At 67.5% G+C, this 20564-nt stretch carries 18 protein-coding genes; 11 read left to right on the forward strand and 7 right to left on the reverse strand.

All coding sequences use genetic code 11. The annotated features are described in order from the left end of the window. Position 1: 1 nt before the first annotated feature. Positions 2-1672, reverse strand: coding sequence for a CdaR family transcriptional regulator (locus tag HNP02_RS23715; RefSeq protein WP_184442913.1), 1671 nt, complete (start codon positions 1670-1672; stop codon positions 2-4). Positions 1673-1866: 194 nt separating this feature from the next. Between HNP02_RS23715 and HNP02_RS23720 the strand changes: the two genes are divergently transcribed. From HNP02_RS23720 to HNP02_RS23755, 8 genes are all read left to right on the forward strand, one after another. Then, a complete protein-coding gene (locus HNP02_RS23720) occupies positions 1867-2316 on the forward strand; it encodes a heme-binding protein (RefSeq protein WP_184442914.1) in 450 nt (149 codons plus the stop codon). A 171-nt stretch (positions 2317-2487) separates the two neighbouring features. Beyond that, on the forward strand, positions 2488-3207 hold the full coding sequence (locus HNP02_RS23725; RefSeq protein WP_184442915.1) for a TenA family transcriptional regulator: 720 nt from the start codon (positions 2488-2490) through the stop codon (positions 3205-3207). Between the two features lie 77 nt (positions 3208-3284). Then, positions 3285-3638: a Rieske 2Fe-2S domain-containing protein gene (locus tag HNP02_RS23730; RefSeq protein WP_184442916.1), complete on the forward strand. Its 354-nt coding sequence runs from the start codon at positions 3285-3287 to the stop codon at positions 3636-3638. After that, entirely contained in the window at positions 3635-4867 is a 1233-nt protein-coding gene (locus tag HNP02_RS23735; RefSeq protein WP_184442917.1) for an NAD(P)/FAD-dependent oxidoreductase, read from the forward strand. The genes HNP02_RS23730 and HNP02_RS23735 overlap by 4 nt, the downstream gene beginning before the upstream one ends. Next, positions 4867-6306, forward strand: coding sequence for an aldehyde dehydrogenase family protein (locus tag HNP02_RS23740; protein WP_184443010.1), 1440 nt, complete (start codon positions 4867-4869; stop codon positions 6304-6306). Before HNP02_RS23735 ends, HNP02_RS23740 begins: the two co-directional genes overlap by 1 nt. Before the next feature lie 26 nt (positions 6307-6332). Beyond that, complete coding sequence (locus tag HNP02_RS23745; RefSeq protein WP_184442918.1) at positions 6333-6689, forward strand: non-heme iron oxygenase ferredoxin subunit; 357 nt, start codon at positions 6333-6335, stop codon at positions 6687-6689. Then, positions 6689-8287: a gamma-glutamyltransferase family protein gene (locus tag HNP02_RS23750; RefSeq protein WP_184442919.1), complete on the forward strand. Its 1599-nt coding sequence runs from the start codon at positions 6689-6691 to the stop codon at positions 8285-8287. The genes HNP02_RS23745 and HNP02_RS23750 overlap by 1 nt, the downstream gene beginning before the upstream one ends. Continuing rightward, positions 8277-8711 carry a RidA family protein gene (locus HNP02_RS23755; RefSeq protein WP_184442920.1) on the forward strand — a complete coding sequence of 145 codons (435 nt, stop codon included), beginning with the start codon at positions 8277-8279 and terminating at the stop codon, positions 8709-8711. The genes HNP02_RS23750 and HNP02_RS23755 overlap by 11 nt, the downstream gene beginning before the upstream one ends. Before the next feature lie 37 nt (positions 8712-8748). On the opposite strand, the gene HNP02_RS23760 is transcribed toward HNP02_RS23755, so the two are convergent. From HNP02_RS23760 to gatC, 3 genes are read right to left on the reverse strand one after another with little or no spacing between them, the layout of a single operon-like run. After that, on the reverse strand, positions 8749-9780 hold the full coding sequence (locus tag HNP02_RS23760; protein ID WP_184442921.1) for an ATP-dependent 6-phosphofructokinase: 1032 nt from the start codon (positions 9778-9780) through the stop codon (positions 8749-8751). A gap of 17 nt (positions 9781-9797) precedes the next feature. Next, on the reverse strand, positions 9798-11282 hold the full coding sequence (gene gatA, locus HNP02_RS23765) for an Asp-tRNA(Asn)/Glu-tRNA(Gln) amidotransferase subunit GatA (protein ID WP_184442922.1): 1485 nt from the start codon (positions 11280-11282) through the stop codon (positions 9798-9800). A gap of 5 nt (positions 11283-11287) precedes the next feature. Then, positions 11288-11587: an Asp-tRNA(Asn)/Glu-tRNA(Gln) amidotransferase subunit GatC gene (gatC, locus tag HNP02_RS23770; protein ID WP_184442923.1), complete on the reverse strand. Its 300-nt coding sequence runs from the start codon at positions 11585-11587 to the stop codon at positions 11288-11290. Between the two features lie 115 nt (positions 11588-11702). Between gatC and HNP02_RS23775 the strand changes: the two genes are divergently transcribed. Further along, on the forward strand, positions 11703-12362 hold the full coding sequence (locus tag HNP02_RS23775) for an amino acid-binding protein (protein ID WP_184442924.1): 660 nt from the start codon (positions 11703-11705) through the stop codon (positions 12360-12362). On the opposite strand, the gene ligA is transcribed toward HNP02_RS23775, so the two are convergent. The 3 genes from ligA to HNP02_RS23790 are packed head-to-tail and all read right to left on the reverse strand — an operon-like array spanning position 12352 to position 16580. Continuing rightward, a complete protein-coding gene (gene ligA / locus HNP02_RS23780; protein WP_184442925.1) occupies positions 12352-14454 on the reverse strand; it encodes an NAD-dependent DNA ligase LigA in 2103 nt (700 codons plus the stop codon). The genes HNP02_RS23775 and ligA overlap by 11 nt on opposite strands. A gap of 44 nt (positions 14455-14498) precedes the next feature. Beyond that, positions 14499-15929 carry a multicopper oxidase family protein gene (locus tag HNP02_RS23785; protein WP_184442926.1) on the reverse strand — a complete coding sequence of 477 codons (1431 nt, stop codon included), beginning with the start codon at positions 15927-15929 and terminating at the stop codon, positions 14499-14501. Positions 15930-15974: 45 nt separating this feature from the next. Beyond that, positions 15975-16580, reverse strand: a complete 606-nt coding sequence (locus HNP02_RS23790; RefSeq protein ID WP_184442927.1) for a class I SAM-dependent methyltransferase — start codon at positions 16578-16580, stop codon at positions 15975-15977. 78 nt (positions 16581-16658) lie between these two features. Between HNP02_RS23790 and HNP02_RS23795 the strand changes: the two genes are divergently transcribed. Both HNP02_RS23795 and HNP02_RS23800 read left to right on the forward strand, forming a co-directional pair. Continuing rightward, a complete protein-coding gene (locus tag HNP02_RS23795; protein WP_184442928.1) occupies positions 16659-17060 on the forward strand; it encodes an MmcQ/YjbR family DNA-binding protein in 402 nt (133 codons plus the stop codon). Positions 17061-17992: 932 nt separating this feature from the next. After that, entirely contained in the window at positions 17993-20455 is a 2463-nt protein-coding gene (locus HNP02_RS23800; RefSeq protein ID WP_184442929.1) for a hypothetical protein, read from the forward strand. The last annotated feature ends 109 nt before the right edge of the window (positions 20456-20564 follow it).

Genomic DNA, 20564 nt, shown 5'->3' on the forward strand with positions numbered 1-20564 from the left:
ATCAGCGGAAGCTGGCCTCGCGATCGACCGCTGATTGCACTTCGTCGAGTAGGCCGAGGCGAATCGCCAGCCACGCCGTGAACTGGTTCTCCGAGACACGGATGTCCATCCCGAGTGCGCGCGAGATCCGGTCCAGCTTGGCCAGCATGGTGTTGCGGTGCACGTTGAGTACTCGAGCGGTCGCGTTCACGTTTCCGCCCTCGGCGAGGTAGGCGCTGAGGGTGTCGAGCAGGTCGGGTCCGGACCGCAACGGCCCCAATACTTCTCTTACCAGCTGGCGGCTGTGCTCCGAGTCGGCGACCTGCGCCAGAACGGTGAAGCTGCGCAGCTCTTGATACGACGTGGCGCCGGTGCGGTGCAGGCGGCGCGCGATTCCGAGGGCGACACGTGCTTCCCGGTAGCCTTCGCGAACCTCTCCGGCGCCTCGCGCCGGGCGACCGTAGGAAACCGGTGCCCGCATCCCGCGGCGCCGCTCGAGCTCCAACGACATGGCGCGGGCATACTCGTCCATCTCCTCTCGCATCGCATCGTCTTGTTCGCTGCGCAGCGTCCGCACGACGACGAGGACGTCACCGATCACCGTCACGTAGGCGTGCACCGATCGATGCGGCGCGACGCCTGCCGCGTACCGGGCAAGGCGCACCATGCTCGCGGTCGGGCTGTCCGGTCCGTGCGGCAGCACGCCGGGGGCGACGAACACCCCGAACCGGGAGTCCAGCTCGATGTCGTGGTGCTCGGCTCTCGCGCGCATGTCGTGTTCGCTGGAGAAGCTCCCGTGCACTAGCGCTTGGACGAAGTCGCCGCGGGCACGTTCGTCGGCCTCATCCACACTGCGTTGGCGCAGCATCTCCGAGCCGACAATGGCGGTGGCCTGTTCGGTGAGGACGACGTGGCATGCGAGATCGTGGCTACCCGGGTGGGCGTCGGGCACCAGGATCACCACCCAGCCTTCGAACGACTTGCCCAGCCGGATCGCGCTGGCCACGCACGTCCAGACGCTGTCGTGCGGCCCCGTGACGGTCTGTACTCGGGTGTCGTGGCTGTCGATTCGCCGCGCCCCAGGCAGGTCGGCGGCGAGCATCCCGCACACCGACTCCGCAAGGGGCGCCACGGCATCGGCGGCCAGGCCGTTGTGCGCCACCAGGTGGCCGCGGAAGTCGAGCGCGACCGCCGGGTTGTGCGCCAGGTTGGACACCTCCCGGATCAGGATTCGCAGTCCCGCGCCGCGATGGAAGAGCCCCGCGAGCGAGTCGTGCACGTGTGTGGAGTAACGCATCACGTGCACTTCCTGGTTGAGGGCCCGCTCCGCGAGCAGGCGATTGAGCGCCGCAAAGCCGACCGGGACGCCCATCTCGATGACGACGAGCGTCGGCGGCAGCCCGGATCGGCAAAAGTTCAGTGGTAACACGCCATCGACCAGGAGGGTCGCGGCACCGCGAGCGACCAGCGCGGACATGGCACCGCTGTTACCGGCCAATGCCTCGGGCCGGGCGTAGACGGCCACAGCTTCGAGCCGATCGGGTTGCGACAGCACCTCGCTGAGCGGCAGCACCCAGTTCAGCTCCACGTCGAGCCGGTCATCTCCGGCGACCACGCGGGCGCCCGACATGAGCGACTCGTCGAGCAGGCCGTGCACCGTCAAGCGGTCACTGTGCATCGGTGAAGCCGTCATTTGAACACCCTGCGTTCGTGTGATTCGTACCTCATCGATACCGGATCTCGTGTACCCACACCATGTGCAGTATGACCGAGGAACCGGCTCGCGTCCGGTCATGTTGACCATCCCGCTCGTGGAGCCGCGTTGGTAGACATGCCAGCGACAGCCAATCACCGATCGCAGGTCCTGTGAGAAAGCGAGAGCTGACCATGCATCAGATACACCGGATCACCCTGGACGACGCGCTGCCGCTGCTGGCGGCCGGGCGGGCGAAGGCCGAGGAGGTCGGCGTGAAACAAACACTGTGCATCTGCGATGACGGCGGCAACGTCCTCGCGCTGCACCGACTGCCCGGTGCCCGGCTGACGGGTGTGGACATCGCCATCGCCAAGGCCTTCACCGCTGCCGGACACGAGCGGGCCACGCATCTGTTCAACGAGCCGCCCGACGGGCCGGCGTTGCCGGGTAACGAAGCGTTCGGAATCAGCCACATGTTGCCCGGGAAGTTCGCGATCTTCGTCGGCGGATTCCCGCTGGTCTTCGATGGTCAGATCGTCGGCGGGGTGGGCATCAGCGGCGGCAACGGCGCGCAGGACAAGGCCGTCGGCGCCGCGATGCTGGCGGAGTTCGAAGCGCTGACCGCATCCGTCGTGCGATGACAGCCGGCTGTGCACCTTGACCAACGCGGGGCGCAGTCGCAGGTACTTCTGTCCATGGCCTACCGCCGACGGGGTGGTTAACGTCGTTGGTACAGCGCCGAATTCATCTAGTCGTCGCCGAAGATAGTACAAATCAAGCGATTTCGTGACACAGCGAGAAGGGACACTTCAATGACTGAGCTCCTCGGGCGGGACGAGTTTCGCGCCGAACTCGGGAACGCCATCAAGGGCCGCGAGGCGAAGAACGCCTCGTTCAGCAAGGCGTGGGCGGAAGGCAAGCTGCAGAAGCAACACTTCGCGCGGTGGGCCGAAAACCACTACCACTATGTCGGACCGTTCGCCGACTACCTGGCCAACATCTATTCGAATACTCCCGACGAGTTCACCGGAGCCAAGGACTTCACGCTGCAGAACATGTACGAAGAGGAACTCGCCGACATTCGGCACACCGACCTGCTCATCAAGTTCGGCGAGGCGTGCGGTACGACCAAGGCGCGCATCGAGGATCCCTCGAATATGAACCCGATCACGCGTGGTCTGCAGGCATGGTGCTACGCGGTGTCGCAGCGTGAGCATTTCGTGGTCGCGACGGCTGCGCTGGTGGTGGGTCTCGAGTCGCAGGTGCCCAGCATCTACACCAAGCAGATCATCCCGCTGCGCGAGGTGTACCAGTTCAGCGAGGACGAGATCGAATTCTTCGAGCTGCACATCACTTCCGACGTGGTGCACGGTGAGCGCGGATACCAGATCGTGCTCGACCACGCCGATACCGCGCAGTTGCAGCAGCGGTGCCTGCAACTGGTCCGGTGGGGCGCGGAGATGCGCTTCTCCTACACCAGGGGGCTCTACGACTACTACGTCGCTCCGGATCTGGAGCAGGCAACCGTCTGAACCGCAGCCGAAACCGTATGGGGTGCACCGTGGGACCTGGCCCACGGTGCACCCGCCTCGTCAGGAAGGTATCCGCCATGACCGCGGATTGGATCGCGGTGGCGACGACCGCAGAGCTGGGTCGCCGCCGCAAACTTCGGGTCGACTGCGGCGGTGTGGCCGTCGCGCTGTTCGCCGCCGCCGGGCGGGTGTACGCGATGGCCGACACCTGCGTCCACCAGGACCGGTCTCTGACCAAGGGCACATTGCTGCACGGCAAGGTGATCTGCCCGGGACACCAATGGCAGTTTGATCTGGAAACCGGATACGAGGAGAACCAGGACCGCTGCCAACCCACCTACCCGGTGCGGGTGGAGGCGGACACCGTCTACGTCAACACCACAGCGCGGCTGTCCAGCACCACGGCTGCCGGAGAGGAAGCCCACGGATGACCGTCCGCACATTCGTCGCCGTCGGTGCGGGACAGACCGCCGCGGTGGCGGCGCGCACCCTGCGCCGCCGAGGATTCGACGGGCGCATCATCCTGATCGGCGATGAGCCGCACCTGCCGTACCAGCGGCCACCGCTGTCGAAGGAGTTCCTCGCCGGCAACGACACACTCGAGTCGCTACAGATACTGCCCGAGACATGGCGCGCCGACAACGGCGTCGAGGTCGTGACCGGGGCGACGGTGACACGACTCGATCCGAACACGCGTACCGTCGAAATCGCCGGGCACAAACCAATTGCCGCAGACGCGGTGCTGTTCGCGACCGGCGGTCGGCCACGCACACTGCCGGTCCCGGGGCCGCGGCCCGAACTGGTTCACCAGCTGCGCACCATCGATGACGCACAACGACTGCAGCAGTCGCTGACGCCGGGCCGACGGCTGGTGCTGATCGGTGCCGGTTTCATCGGGCTCGAAATCGCAGCCACCGCAGTGGCTCTGGGCGTCGACGTAACGGTACTGGAGGCCGCCGCGGAGCCGCTGAGCGCCGTCATCGGCGCACGCATGGGCACGGAATGCGCACGGATGCATCGCGATCGCGGCGTCGATCTGCGCACCAACGCCGCGGTCCGTTCCCTTCGCACCACGAACGATCAGGTGGTCATCGAACTCGAAGGCGGCCCGCCACTGAAAGCGGACGTCGTCGTGGTGGGCATTGGAATCACCCCGAGCACCTCTGTCGCCGCGGAAGCGGGGCTGCACATCGACGACGGCATCGTCGTGGACGCGCAGGGCCGGACCTCGATTCCCAACGTGTTCGCCGCCGGTGACGTCGCCCGCCGCTACTCGGCGCGGGCCGGACGCCATGTGCGGCTCGAACACTTCGACAACGCCAACAAACAGGGCGCTGCGGTCGCCAACGCCGTACTCGGTCGCGACGCCGTCTCTGACGAGGCGAACTGGTTCTGGTCGGACCAGTTCGACCACAACATCCAGTTCCTCGGCGCCGCACCGCAAACCTGCGACTTCGTCATCCGCGGCAACCCCGCCGAACGGGACTTCACCGCCTTCTACGTCGACGACGGCATCCTCCGGGGTGCGTTCGCCGTCGATCGCGGCGAGGACGTGATGGTTGCGCGTGAACTGCTCGGCTGCCGCGTCGACACCGCGGTGCTCACCGACGAGGACACCGATCTATGGGATCTCGTCGATACCGAAGAGGTGGTCCGGTGATGGTCGAAGGTGCCAACTTCATCGACGGCCGTTGGCTGCCAGCGGTTTCCGGCGAGACGTTCGAGCGCCGCAACCCCGCCGACGGGGACGACGTGATCGGCACCTTTCCGGCTTCCGACGCGGCCGACATCCGCGCTGCCGTCGACGGACTCGAGAAGGCCGCACCCGAATGGGCCGCGTCCGCCCCGGAGCGTCGTGCCGCGATCCTGGAATCGGCGGCGGCGCAGCTTGAATCGAGGTCTGCGGAGTTGATCGCCGAACTCGTCCGCGAGGAGGGCAAGACCACCGCCGAGGCCACCATGGAGGTCAGCCGGACCCCGGCGAATCTACGGTTCTACGCAGGCGAAGCCACCCGCACCACCGGGGACACGTACCCCGCCGCCGGGGCAGGCCTGGTGTACACCCTGCGCGAACCGGTGGGCATCGTCGCCGCGATCACCCCGTGGAACTTCCCCTTGAACATCCCGTCCCGCAAGCTCGGGCCCGCCCTGGCCGCAGGTAACCCGGTGCTCTTCAAACCCTCGGAGCTCACGCCGCTGATGGGTCAGCGCCTGGTCGAGGCCCTGTTGGCCGGCGGCCTGCCGCCGACCGCGATTGCCCTGGTGCACGGTGGTTCCGACGCCGGGGCGGCGCTGGTGGCCGATCCGCGAATCGCGGCCATCACGTTCACCGGGTCGACGCGGGTGGGTCGGATGATCCATCGCGAGGTTGGACCGGACCGACGGGTTCAGCTCGAGATGGGCGGTAAGAACCCGGTCGTGGTGGCCGAGGACGCGAACCTCGATGCGGCCGCCGCGCTGATCATCAAGGGGGCCTTCGGTCTCAGCGGCCAAGCGTGCACGGGTACCAGCCGGGTGATCGCCGTCGGGGCCGTGCACGACGAGTTACTGGAGCTGGTCGTCGCGAGAACCGACGAGCTGACTGTCGGTCCCGGCACGGACGACGGCGTCGACATGGGGCCCTTGGCCAGCGCCGCCCAGCTCGAGACGTTCCTCGGCTACGTGCGGGCCGGTGAGGACGACGGGGCGACGCTGCGCTGCGGTGGCATGACGGTGGGCCGCGGGGGTTTCTTCGTCCGGCCCGCAGTGTTCACCGACACCACACCCATGATGAGCATCGTTCGCGAAGAGGTCTTCGGGCCGCTGCTCGCCTTTCAGCGTGCGGTATCCCTCGACGAGGCGGTCCAGTTGGCCAACGCGACGGAGTACGGGCTCAGCGCGGCCATCGTCACCAACGACCTCGCCGCCGCTACGCACTTCGCCTCGCGCTCGAAGAGCGGGCTGGTGAAGATCAACCAGCCGACGACGGGGATGGCCATGAACGCACCGTTCGGCGGGTACAAGGCGTCGAGCACCCAGACCTTCAAGGAACAGGCGGGCGCGTCGATGATGGGGTTCTACACGCTCGAGAAGACCGTCTATCTCAATCCAGTCGCCTGACCGGCCGCCAAAATACGGAGTTTGCCATGGAATTCAAGCGTGTCGCCCGCTCTGGTCAGGTGCCGGAGGGAATGGTGCGGCGGTTCTACGCCGACGAGCATGAATTCGCCGTGGCCCGCCTCGACGGCAAGGCGTATGCCACGTCGAACTACTGCACCCATCTGGACTGCCTTCTCTCTTCGGGAAAGCTGGTCGACGACGGCATCGGATGTTCCTGCCACGGAAGCGCATTCGACCTACAGACCGGTGAGCCCATCTGTCCACCCGCGACCGTGCCCATCAAGACCTATCCCGTGCAGGAGCGTGACGGTGAGATCTTCGTCGGCGTGGATCCCGGTGACGCCGTGATCGGCCCGAGCCGACGCGCCCGCAAGAGCTCGTGATGTCCAGACCTGCGCGGCCCGCGGCGCTGTCGACCGGTGGAATGGTCAGCTCCAGCCATCCCACCGCGAGCTTCGCAGGTGCGCGGGTACTCGCCGAGGGCGGTAACGCGATCGACGCCACCCTCGCGATGGCCGCCGTCACCTGGCTGACCCTTCCCGGGCAGTGCGGCATCGGTGGGGACGCGTTCGCGATCATCCGGGAACCCGACGGTCGGGTGTGGACGGTCAACGGTTCGGGTTTCGGGCCGGACGGGGGTACCGCCGACTTCTACCGTGCCAAGGGCTTGTCGACCATTCCGCTCGACGGGCCCTTGGCCGTGGCCGTCCCCGGTGCGCCAGCGGCGCTGGCCGCGATGCACGTCCATGGGGCGACGATGGCGCTGGACGTGCTGTGGGAGCCTGCCGCTCGCCTCGCCGAGAACGGACTGCCGTGTTCGGTCAAGACCGCGAGCGATGTGCGCGAGGCCATCGACGCGATCCGTGCCGACGCCGGCCTCGCTGCCACGTTCGCCCCACGATTCATGGCCGCCGGCGTCGGGGACCGACTCCGCCAACCCGACCTGGCCCGCACCATCCGCCGATTGGCCAGCGACCCGAGAAGCTTCTATCACGGCGAGCTGGCCGAGAGGGCGGTCGCAGCGCTGACCGCCGGCGGCGCCCCGTTCAGCGGTGACGAATGGGTCGCCGGCGCAGCGGTGGAAGCAGCGCCGGCGATCACGGCGCGGTACGGCCGCGCAATCGTGCACCAGACTCCGCTGCCGTCTGCCGGCTGGATGGTGCTGCAACAGGCGGCGTTGTGCGACGGTGTCCTCGGTCCCATGTCATGGCTCGGCGCCGCGGCGATCGACCGGATGGCGCGCGCCGCGCGGCTGGCCTTTCGGGACCGGCTCGAACGATGTGGCAGTGACAATCATGGTGCTCGGGATATGCTCGACCCCAGCAGGATTCAGGAGCAACGTGAGCAGTTGGCGTCCTCCGCCGCTGTCCCGTCCGCCCTCGGCGTACACGCGGGCGACACCACGTCCACGGTCGCCGTCGACGCGGATGGCCGCGCGGTCAGCTTCATCCACTCGCTGGCGCTCACCTTCGGCGCGAAGTTCTCCATTCCCGGCACCGGTGTCGTGCTCAACAACCGCCTCGGGCGCGGTGCTTATCTACTCTCCGGCCATCCGAACGAAGTCGCGCCGCGGCGCAAACCGCTGCACACCCTCAATGCGTGGATCGTCAGCGACGACCGCAACGAGCTGCTTCACATTGGGAACACCCCCGGCGGGGATGGTCAGGTGCAATGGAACATGCAGCTGCTGTCGCACCTCGTCGACCACGGACTGGGCCCGCACGAGGCCGTGTCGGCTCCCCGTTTCACCGTGTTCCCCGGCTCGGACGCCGACGTCATCGGCCAACCAGACGAACTGCGGGTCGAAGCGACAACGTCGGAATCCGTCCGCGATGAGTTGCGGACACGTGGCCACCGCATCGTGGTCCAACCCGCCTACGGAGGGGGAGGCAGCGCCCAGATCATTTCACGGGACAAGCGCGGAATCCTGAGCGGTGCAGCCGATCCCAGACAAGAGGGCGTGGCGATCGGTGTCGACTGACCACGATCTGCCGCCCGCCCCGCAGGGCGACTACGCGACGGCTGTGGTGCATGCGGGCATCGCTTACAGCGCCGGCATGACGCCTCGACGCGACGGGCGGCTCACCGTCACCGGCGTGGTGGGGTCGACGGTCTCCGTTGCACAGGCCTGGGCCGCGGCGCGACTCGCGGCGGCCAACGCGGTGGCAGCCGTCCGTGCGGCGCTGCCCGGAGACGCAACCGTGCGGTGCTTGCGGATGTCGGTCTACGTCGCGTGTGCGCCGGAATTCCACGATCTGTCGACGGTGGCCGACGGCGCCTCCGATGCGATCGTGACCATCCTGGGCCCACAGGCGCTTCCCGCGCGCAGCGCAATCGGCGTGCAATCCCTGCCGTCTGGCGCACCGGTAGAGGTCGAGCTCATGGCCACGGCTGTGTCGAATTGAGCTGACCGGCGGACAGACCCCGTAGCCAGCTTGCCCGTCAGCCGAAGAACTCGGCGGCGTCGTCGTAGCGGCTCTGCGGAACCAGCTTGAGCTGCTTGACCGCATCGGCCAGCGACACCCGCCCGATCTCCTGTCCACGCAAGGACACCATCATCCCGTACTCGCCGGAGTGCGCGGCGTCGGCGGCGTTGACCCCGAACCGGGTGGCGAGCACGCGATCGTAGGCCGTCGGCGTGCCACCGCGCTGCACGTGCCCGAGCACCGTGGTGCGTACTTCCTTTTTGATGCGCTTCTCGATCTCGATGGCCAACTGCTGCGCCACCCCAGTGAAGCGCTGATGGCCGAACTCGTCGATGCCGCCGTCGCGCAGCTGCATCGAGCCCTCGGCGGGCTTCGCGCCCTCGGCGACCACGCAGATGAAGTGGGAGTCGCCGCGGACGAAGCGCTGCTTGACCAGCCGGCAGACCTCCTCCACGTCGAACGGCTGCTCGGGGATCAACGTCATGTGCGCGCCAGAGGCCATGCCTGCACCGAGCGCGATCCATCCGGCGTGGCGGCCCATCACCTCGACGAGCATCACCCGCTGATGTGACTCCGCGGTGCTGTGCAGCCGATCGATGGCGTCGGAGGCGACCTGCAGCGCAGTGTCGTGGCCGAACGTCACGTCAGTGCAGTCGATGTCGTTGTCGATGGTCTTCGGCACGCCGACGACCGGGACGTTCTCCTCCGACAGCCAGTGGGCCGCGGTCAGCGTGCCCTCGCCGCCGATCGGGATCAGCACGTCGATGCCGTTGTCCTCGAGCGTCTGCTTGATCTGGTCGAGGCCGGCCCGCATCTTGTCGGGGTTGACCCGGGCGGTGCCGAGGATGGTGCCGCCCTTGCCGAGCAACCGGTCGTTGCGGTCGTCGTTGGCGAGCTGGATGCGGCGGTCCTCCAGCAGACCCCGCCAACCGTCCAGAAACCCGACGACCGTCGAGCCGTACCTGACGTTGGACGTCCGCACGACCGCCCTGATGACCGCATTCAGGCCGGGACAGTCGCCGCCTCCGGTTAGGACTCCGATCCGCATGTCCTCATCCTCCCCTGTCAGAGCGCCGTCGGCAGCGGACCGCGGGCCGCTTCATAGGCGGCACCCACGCGATAGAGCCGGTCGTCGGCCAGCGCGGGCGCCATGATCTGCAGGCCAACGGGCAGGTCGTCGTCGGGCGAGAGCCCCGACGGCACCGACATCCCGCAGTGCCCGGCCAGGTTCAGCGGCAACGTGCACAGGTCGAACAGATACATCGCCAGCGGGTCGTCGACCTTCTCCCCTATGCCGAAGGCGGTAGAAGGAGTAGTCGGGGTGACTAATACGTCGACCTTCTCGTATGCGGCGGCCAGGTCGCGGGCGATCAGCGTACGCACCTTCTGCGCCTGGTTGTAATACGCGTCGTAGTAGCCGGCCGACAGCGCGTAGGTGCCAATCATGATGCGGCGCTTGACCTCTGGGCCGAAACCGGCTGCGCGGGTCAACGCCATCACCTCCTCGGCGCTGTGCGTGCCGTCGTCGCCGACCCGCAGGCCGAAGCGCATGGCGTCGAAGCGCGCCAGGTTGCTCGACACCTCCGACGGCAGGATCAGGTAGTAGGCCGCCATCGAGTAGTCGAAGTGCGGGCAGTCGACCTCGGAGACCTCCGCGCCGAGCGCGGTCAGCTGGTCGACGGCGGCGCTGAACGACGCCAGCACACCCGGCTGGTAGCCCTCACCGCTGCGCAGCTGCTTGACCACACCGATCCGGACGCCCTTCAGGTCACCGCCGGCTCCCGCCCGCGCGGCGCCGACGACGTCGGGCACCTCGGCGTCCACCGACGTCGAGTCACGCGGGTCGTGGCCCGCGATGACCTGATGCAGCAGCGCGGTATCGAGCACCGTGCGAGCACACGGTCCGCCCTGATCCAGCGACGACGCGCAGGCGATCAGCCCGTACCGCGACACCGTGCCGTAGGTCGGTTTGACGCCGACCGTCGCGGTCAACGCGGCGGGCTGACGGATCGACCCGCCGGTGTCGGACCCCATCGCCAGCGGCGCCTGGAAGGCGGCCAGTGCGGCCGCGCTCCCGCCGCCTGAGCCGCCGGGCACCCGGTCGACGTTCCACGGGTTGCGCGTCGGGCCGTAGGCGGAGTTCTCCGTCGAGCTGCCCATCGCGAACTCGTCCATGTTGGTCTTGCCAAGGATCGGGATGCCCGCCGCGCGCAGCCGCTCGGTGACCGTGGCGTCGTACGGCGCGCGCCAGCCTTCGAGGATCTTCGACCCGCACGTGGTCGGCATGTCGGTGGCGGTGAACACGTCCTTGAGCGCCAGCGGAACCCCGGCCAGCGGGGACGACGGCGGCTCGCCGGCTGCCACCGCTGCATCGACCCGGCCCGCCGCGCCGAGCGCCTCGTCGGCGGCAACGTGCAAGAAGGCGTGATACCGGTCGTCGGTGGCGGCGATCTGGTCGAGGTGCGCCTGGGTGACTTCGGTCGAGGACACCTCCTTGGCCGCGATCTTGGCGGCCAGCGTGGCGGCATCGAAACGAATCAGTTCGGTCATGCCCGTCATTCCGCTTCCCCCAGGATCCGCGGCACGCCGAAGCGGCCGTCGACGGCCTTTGGCGCGGCGGCCAGCGCCTCGTCCTGAGTCAGGCACGGCGCGACGACGTCGGGCCTCGTCACATTCACGTCCTTGAGTGGGTTGTCGGTTGCCTCGACGTCGGTCACGTCGACGGCCTGGATCTGGCTGACGTGGGCCAGGATGGCGTCGAGCTGGCCTGCGAAGCCGTCGAGCTCGGCGTCGGTCAGGGCCAGCCGGGCCAGCCGCGCCAGGTGGGCGACGTCGTCCTTGGAGATCTGTGACACGACGAACAAGCCTAGTCACGGCAGCGAACCGGCCTGCGCCGGAGTGCTGCCGACCGCCTCGGGGGCGCATTTCCCGAGTCGCTTCGGTCCGGTACTCCGTGAAACAGTGTTGCGCGTGCCTTCATATCTGCTGCGGGTCCAGCTGGAGGACCGACCAGGCAGCCTCGGCTCGCTCGCCGTGGCACTGGGGTCGGTGGGCGCCGACATCCTGTCCCTCGACGTGGTCGATCGGGCGTCCGGTTATGCCGTCGACGACCTGGTCGTGGAGCTCCCGGCCGGCGCGATGCCGGACATGCTGATCACGGCGGCCGAGAAGCTGAAGGGCGTGTACGTCGACAGCATCCGGCCACATACCGGCTTGCTCGAGGCCCATCGCGAGCTCGAGTTGATCGATCACATCGCGGCCGCCGACGGCAAGCTCCAGAAGCTGAAGGTGCTCGCCGACGAGGCGCCCAAGGTGCTTCGCGTCGGCTGGTGCACGGTGGTCCGGCTGACCGAATCGGGCCTGGAACGCGTCGTCGGCAGCGGAGGCGCCCCGGAAACGCAGGCCGAGACGGCACCGTGGCTCCCCCTCGAGCACGCCGAGGCCCTCGACGGCACCGCCGAATGGATACCGCAGGTGTGGCGCGACATGGACACCACGCTGGCCGCAGCGCCGCTGGGCGAGCACCACACCGCGGTCATGCTCGGCCGCCCTGGCGGGCCGGAGTTCCGCCCCTCGGAGGTGGCCCGGCTGGGTTATCTGGCCGGGATCGTCGCGACCATCATTCGCTGACCTCGGGCACGTCAGACACCTCGGGCACGTCCGGCCCGTTCTCGAGCAGTTCCCGGAAGCCATCCTCGTCGAGCACGGGCACGCCGAGTTCGATCGCCTTGTCGTACTTCGATCCCGGTGCGTCGCCTGCGACGACGTAGGCGGTCTTCTTCGACACCGACGCCGCGGCCTTGCCGCCGCGGACCAGGATGGCCTCCTTGGCCTGGTCGCGGGAGAACCCGGTGAGCGACCCGGTCACCACGATCGACAGACCCTCCAGCGTGCGTTCGATGCTGGCGTCTCGTTCGTCGGCCATGCGCACGCCTGCCGCACGCCACTTGTCGACGATCGCGCGATGCCAGTCGACGGTGAACCACTCGACGACCGCCGCGGCGATGGTGGGGCCGACCCCCTCCGTCGCGGCCAACTGCTCCTCGGAGGCGGCCTCGATGGCATCGAGACTGCCGAATTCTCCTGCCAATGCCCGCGCCGCGGTGGGCCCGACGTGCCGGATGGACAGCGCGACGAGCACCCGCCAGAGCGCTTGCTGCTTGGCCTTGCCAAGGTTGGCCAACAGCCGCTTGCCGTTCGCGGTGAGCTCGCCGCCCTTGACGGTGAACAACTCGGTGCGCAGCAGGTCGTCCTCGGTAAGGGTGAAGAGATCGCCCTCGTCGGTGATCACCCCGGATTGCAGCAGCGCGATGCCAGCCTCGTAGCCGAGCCCCTCGATGTCGAAGGCGCCGCGGCCCGCGACGTGAAACACCCTCTCCCGCAACTGCGCTGGGCAGCTCCGCGAGTTCGGGCAGCGGATGTCGGCGTCGCCTTCCTTGGCGGGTGCCAGGGTGGTGCCGCACTCGGGACACTCGGTGGGCATGACGAATTCGCGTTCGGATCCGTCCCGCAGGTCGACGACGGGGCCGAGCACCTCGGGGATGACGTCGCCGGCCTTGCGGATCACCACGGTGTCGCCGATGAGCACGCCCTTGCGGGTCACTTCCGACGCGTTGTGCAACGTCGCGAGCCCGACCGTGGAGCCGGCGATCTTGACCGGCTCCATGTAGGCGAACGGGGTCACGCGCCCGGTGCGGCCGACGTTGACCCGGATGTCGAGCAGCTTGGTGGTGGCCTCCTCGGGCGGATATTTGTAGGCGATCGCCCAGCGTGGGGCGCGCGAGGTGGCGCCAAGCCTGCGCTGCAGGGCGACGTCGTCGACCTTGACCACCAGACCGTCGATCTCGTGCTCGACGTCGTGCCTGTGCTCGCCCCAGTAGGTGACCCGCTCAACCACCGCGGCGATGCCCTTGACCTGGGTGGTGTGGTCGGACACCGGCAGTCCCCATGACTTGAGGGCGAGGTAGGCGTCGTGCAGGGTGGCGGGGCTGAAGCCCTCGGCGTGACCGAGGCCGTGGCAGATCATCCGCAGCTTGCGCCGCGCGGTCACTGCCGGGTTCTTCTGCCGGAGTGATCCGGCTGCGCTGTTGCGGGGATTGGCGAACGGCGCCTTGCCCTCTGCGACGAGTCCGGCGTTGAGCTCTTCGAAGTCGACCAAGCGGAAGTACACCTCGCCGCGGACCTCGAGCACCGCGGGCACGGGGTACTTCTTGCTTGGCGTCAACCGTTCGGGCACGTCGGTGATGGTGCGGGCGTTGAGGGTGACGTCCTCGCCGGTGCGCCCGTCGCCGCGGGTGGCGCCGCGGACGAGCTTGCCGTCGCGGTACACCAGGGCCAGCGCCACGCCGTCGATCTTCAGCTCACACAGGAAGGTGGCGTCATCGCCGATCTCGCTGGTCAGCCGCGCCGCCCACGTCGACAACTCCTCGGAGGTGAAGACGTTGTCCAGCGACAGCATCCGTTCCAGGTGGTCGGCGGAGGTGAATTCGGTGGCGAACCCCGCCCCGCCGACGAGCTGGGTCGGCGAATCGGGTGTGCGCAGTTCGGGGTGCTCGGCTTCGAGAGCGGTGAGCTCTCCGAGCAGCTTGTCGAAGTCGCCGTCGGAGATGACGGGCGCGTCCTTGACGTAGTAGCGGAACTGGTGGCCGCGGACCTCGTCGGCGAGCTCCTGCCACGCGCGCCGGACGTCCGGCGCGACCGGATCGATGTCGGGTGAGGTCACTCCGGCAGGTTATCGGAGCAGCCCGACACCGCGGGCCGAGTGGTTCAGCCGGTGTACTCGACGAACGTCGCCATTCCGGATTCCAGGTGGTACTCGTTATGACAATGCACGATCCACTTGCCCGGATTGTTGGTGTCGAAGTCCACCTCGACGGTCGTCATCGGCGGGACGAGCACCGTGTCCTTGCGCGGCCCCGGACCGCCGGGCTGGACAACCTGAAACGTGTGTCCGTGTAAGTGCATGGGGTGAAACATCATTGAATTGTTGGCGAACCGCAGCCGCACCCGTTTGCCCGCGTCGACGGCGAGCCCGTCGTTCGGTGGGTCGTACAGCCTGCCGTTGATGGGCCAGGTGTACCCAGCCAGCGGGCCCGTGAGCTTCAGGTCGAGAACGGTGTCCGGATCACGTTGCGGCAGCACGACATCAGGCGTGGGCGTCAGGGTGGCGGTGTTGAGCACCTCGGAGGTTCGCAGCGTCTTGACGAACGCGTCGACGTCGACGTTCGCCGGGGCGCCGGCGACGCGGAGATTCAGTTGTGCGTGGCCGTCCTTGCCCTCCGGTGCGGCGATCAACGGCACCGACGATCCCACGGTGATGATGGCGTCGACCCGCTCGCCCATGCCAAGAATCACCGAACCCGTCCGCTTGGACACCACGGGGAAGCCGTCGGTGTGGGTGACGTCGAATTCGGTGCCTGGCACCGCGACCCGGAACGCGGTGTCCGCGCCCGCGTTGATGACGCGCAGTCGAATACGTTGGCCGGCACGGTAGTCCACCACCTGGGGATCGGTGGCGGTGCGCCCGTTGATCAGGTAGTAGGGGTAGGTGACGTCGCCTCCGTCGCTGCCGAGCGGAGCCGTGGGGCTCGACATCGGCCCGTCCATGCTCATCGGTTTCATGCCGGTATTCTTCAGGTTCTCCAGCACCTGGTCCGGTGTGGTGCCCGTGCCGTCGATCCAGTCGTCGAGCACCACGACGAGTTCGTCGTCGTAGTCCTTTCCGTCGTCGGGGTTCTCGATGATCAACGGCCCGTACATCCCACGGTCCATCTGGGTGCCGAAGTGCGAGTGCAGGTAGTAGGTACCCGCGTCGGGTGGGGTGAACTCGTAGGCGAACTTGGCGCCGGGAGCGATGGGAGCTTGGGTCAGGACGGGCACGCCGTCCATGGCGTTCGGGATGGCCAGTCCGTGCCAATGCACCGTGGTCTGCTGCGGCAGGCCGTTGGTCACCGTCGACCGCAGCTGGTCGCCCTTGGTGAGCCGAATCTCCTTGGCGGGCAAGGTTCCGGTGTAGGTCCAGGTGCGGACCTTGACACCGCCGAGGTCGACGTCGGTCTCCGACGGGTTCATGTCAGCCACCACCGTGCGGGCGCGGGAGTCGGGTTTCGCCCCGTCGCCGGCGGGCGACGAACACGCCGCGGCTCCCGCGGCGGCACCCACCGCGGAGAGCACCAGGAATCCGCGTCGATCGATCATGACCCGAGGCTATGCGTAACCGACAACGCCCGCCGCGGACTTGCCCTACGGCGCCGGCAGCCGCCGGAAGATCACGATGTCACGCCATGTCGTGCCCTCCGCCACGTGGAGCTGGAAGCCCTCCGGTTCGGCGAGGTCGCGCAGCGTCTGCACGCTCAAGCGGTCGGGATCGGGGAAGGATTCGACGAGGATCAACGAGCCACCGGGGCGCAGGACGCGTGCCAGTTCGCGGATGCATGCGGACTTGTCCGGTACCTCGCCGAGCACCGCCGCCAGGAACGCGACGTCGAATTGACCGTCGGGGAACGGGAATCCACGACTCGCGTCGCCTGCGTGATAGCCGACATTGCGGCAGCCGGCGTCCTCGAGATTGTGGCGGGCCTTGTCGAGCATCTCGGGCTGAATGTCGAACAGGTCGAGCTGCCCCTGCGGTACCCGTCGGGCGATCTCGGTGCTGTAGAAACCGGGCCCCGGACCCAACTCGAGCACGCGTTCGGCGCCGGTGAGTGCGAGGCGGTCGACGGCCGCAGCCGGCCGATCGATGAGGCGCCGGATCGGATTGTCCAGGAAGCCTGCCGCCCAATGCGGATAGGGAAACACCCCAGGCCGTCGGGTCTGTCGAAGCACGGTGTCGAGCCATGTCGTCGGCATGGTTACTCCTTTCAATTAGGTAAGGCTAGCCTAATTGATTTGAGCGCTCCATGGAATGCTCCTCTTTAGGATGCTTGGATGCCGCACCCGATCATGTTTCGCGACGACGATCCCGGCCTGGCCGAACTGCGCGCGATCGCGCTCGACTTTCCCGAGGCGTTCGAGAAGGTCTCGCACGGGCGGCCGGTGTTCTGCGTGCCGAAGATGTACGCGGTTTACGGCGGCAGCTGCAAGACGATCAAGCCCGGCGAGATGACCCCGTTTCCGCATTCGGTATTGGTGAAGGCCGACGAGAACGACCGCAAGGCACTCGAGCAGGACCGGCGCTTCTTCTTCCCCGCCTACATGGGCCCCTACGGATGGCTCGGTCTCGACTTCACCGCCGCGAAGGTGGACTGGGCAGAGGTCAGAGAATTGGTGGACGCCTCCTACCGGCTGGTCGCACCACGCAAGGCACTCAAGCTGCTCGACGAGCGCTGACCCATCCCACTCGCCGGAACCAGCCGGGCAACGCCTCACCGAAGCTGTCTCATGCGGTGCCGATCAGTGCACCCACCCATGCCGACAGCGCACCAGATAGCCATCGGAAGTTTGCTGAGTGCAGTTCTATAGGGCGCCCGGACTGTCAGTGGGGGTGCCGATTTGCGAGGATCTCGATCGTATAACCAAACCTGGTCTGGCAACCCCTGAATTGCCGACAATTGATAATTGACGGTCGCGTAGGCCGATCACCTCAATTTGACCAGGTCCGAACAGGGGCGACGGGTCTCGGCAGTCGGCTCCCACCCCTTGGTGGCGAAGTTCGGGCGAGCAATGTCCATCTGGTGCCCCGCCGGGCACGGGGAGTAGATGGCCATGGTTCTGATGCAGGAGAGGGCCTGGAACCGGCAGATCCGGCCGCGGCCCGCGGACACGCCGACGGCGCTCGCGACGCATCGGCAGCCGACTTCCACGAACCGGGCGCCACAGCGAACATTGCTGTTGTACCTGATCAATGCGCCCATTCAGCGGCCAGCAACCGGGATCGTCCCAACCACTGTCGCAACCGAGACTGCCGACGGGGATTGCGCGGTAGGCCCGATGATCCATCGCAAACATCATGAGTGCAAGAGCTCAAGGTTCTTACGGGAAAAAGATCCCTAGTCTGCCATTTCAGTTAATGCGAATACACGGGTCTTCGCCGTGCCCACTTTCGATCACTCCGAATCCCCGCGAACTCGAGAATGAGGCAGATGTCTTTGCCCGCACACACATAGTTCGGTCCTCCAGCAAAAGAATGGTACTTTCGACCAGCAAACCAATCCGGTGATCGAAACATGGCGGAAAAAACTTGCTGAGGAAATCTCTTGGTTACCTACCTTTTTCTCAGGTAACTTTTGCTAGTCGGGTTGATTTTCTAGTAGGGGGTTGCCATGCAGCTAGCCATTCGTTCTTCCCTCACAGCCGGTGTGGCGCTCGTTGGAGCAACTGCCATCGCACTCGCTCCCATCGCGCCGCCAGCGCCCAATCTCACGATCAAGGCGCCCGACATCTCGTCGGTCTACGCCGACTACACCCCCACTTCGCTCGCATCGGCCATCCAGGACATCGTCACCTCGGTGTCGGTCGCGGCCGCCACGGGCGTCCAGGGGGTCGGCCTCATCGGACAGGAGGCCATCGCCGGAGTTGGCGCGATCGGCGACGACGCCGTGGCCACCGTGACCAACACCGTCGGCGCGCTGTCGGCAGGCGCGGTCAACGCCCTCTCGGTGATCGCCTCCAACCCGCTCAACCCTGGCGCCTACCCGGCGGCAGTCGCGCTACTGCTGGCAGGCGGCGGGGCGGCACTGACCAATGGCCTCCTCGGTGTGGGTGCCGTGGGTGAGCAGCTCCTCAGCACCCTTGGCGTGATCGGAAACACGGGGGTGGCCACGGTCTCGTCGATCCTGAACACGCTCATCTCCGGAATCGGTGCTGCCGGGACGGGCATCGTGACGTTGAACTCCTTGGCGAGCAACTCCTTGGCCAGCAACGCGGCCATTGCCTCGTTGGCGCCCAATGACGTGCTGGATTCCGTCGCCGCACTCGCGGCCGGCGCCGCGATCGCGCTCAATCAAGCGTTCCTGGGCATCGGTGCCATCGGCGTGCAGGCCGTCGCCGGCATCGGCGCCATTGGTGGCACGGGACTGCTGGGTCTCGGCCTCTCGGGCGCGCAGGCCGTCGCAGGCGTCGGCGGCATCGGCCTCACCGCGCTGGGGACCGTCGGCGGGCTGGGCGTCCTCGGGCTCGGGACGGTCGGCGCGATCGGCAACACGCTGCTCGCCAGCACCGGCGGCGCGCTGGGTGCCATCCTGGCCAATCCGCTGAACCCGAACAGTTACGCCCTCGCCCTCGCGTCGTTGGTGGGCGGGCTTGGGGATTCGCTGAACCTGGGACTCCAGGGTCTCGGTGCCGGTGGCAACCTGGCGCTTCTCGGCGTCGGCACCATCGGCAACATCGCGGAAGGGACCGTGGGCAGCATCGGAGACATCGGAGAGCTCGCCCTCGGCACCATCGGGAACACGGCGATCTCGACGGTCGGCAACATCGGCAACGCGGCGTTGGCCACCGTCGGCGGCATCGCAGGAACGATAACGACGGCGATCGCAGCAGCCTTGGGATTGCTCACCGCCCCCGCCCCGTTCGCCGCGGTCGCTGCGCCGGTCAGTCTGGCGGCTGCGGCCGCGCCGGCGGCGGGTCCGGTTTCCGCACTGGCACTTTCGCCAGGAGACATCGGCTCCGCGCTGGGCATACTGCTCGGCGGCGTTGGGACCGCAGGCTTGCAGGCCATCACGGGACTCGGCACCGCAGGTACACAGGCCGTCCTGGGACTCGGCCAAGCCGGAACACAGGCCATCCTCGGTGTCGGCACCGCAGGCGTGCAGGCGCTGCTCGGCGTCGGCAACATCGGCCTGACGGCGTTGGGCACCATCGGTGGGGTGGGCGTCCTTGGTCTTCAGACGCTTGGCGCCATCGGCGGAAGCCTGCTCGGTACCGTCGGCGGCACGTTGAACACCATCCTCAGCAATCCGCTGAACCCCGGCAATTACCTTGCGGCCGTCGGCACACTGCTCGCGGGTGTGACGACCGCGGTCAACCTGGGCGCGGCGGGTCTGGGGGCCGCGGGCACTCTGGCCGTCCAGGGCATCGGCTCGATCGGCCAGCAGGCGCTGGCGACCGTGGGTGGCACCCTCAACACGTTGACCCAAGGACTTGGCGACGCGGGCAACACAGTGGTCAAAACCGTTGGGGACGTGGGCAACACCACGATCCAAACGGTCGGAACCGTCGGCAACACCCTGGAGACTGCCGTCGGGACGGCGGCGGCGACCATCCTGCAACCGGACCTGGTGACACTGGCGGCCCCGGCCGCCAGTGAGGAGGCTCCTGTCGCGGCTCTGGCTGCCGCAGCCCCGGCGGCAGCAGCAGCCGACACGACGGCCGCGGCATCCGCTGCACCGGCCAAGGACGCCGCCGACAGTGGCACCACGTCCGTCAAGGACAAGGACACCACCACGACGCCCAAGAAGGACAGCGACACCGAATCGGCGTCCACGAAGAGCAAGGACAAGGACACCAGCACCGGTTCCACGTCCACCAAGAAGGACAAGGATGCCGACACCGGTACCAAGTCCGGGCTCGACGTGAAGAACGGCGCGAAGTCGGAGCCGACGACCAAGGCCCCGAGCTCGGCCAAGACGGGTAACGAAGGGGGCGGCACCGAATCGTCGACCGCATCAACCTCGGCATCCTCCTCGGCATCCGCATCCGCGTCGGCATCCGCCGGCAGCAGCGGCTCGGAGGGCGGCGGTAGCGGAAGCGGTTCGGCTGGTGGAGGATCCGGCAGCAGCAGCTAGATCACCGAGCACGGCAGTGGGCCCCTCGCGAGAGGGGCCCATCGTCGTATTCGAATGCAGCCCGATGCAGGCGTACCCCGAACCCCGCTTGGCATGGTTCGATCGGAGG

The organism is Mycobacterium sp. AZCC_0083 (genome assembly GCF_014202335.1).
Taxonomy (GTDB): domain Bacteria; phylum Actinomycetota; class Actinomycetes; order Mycobacteriales; family Mycobacteriaceae; genus Mycobacterium.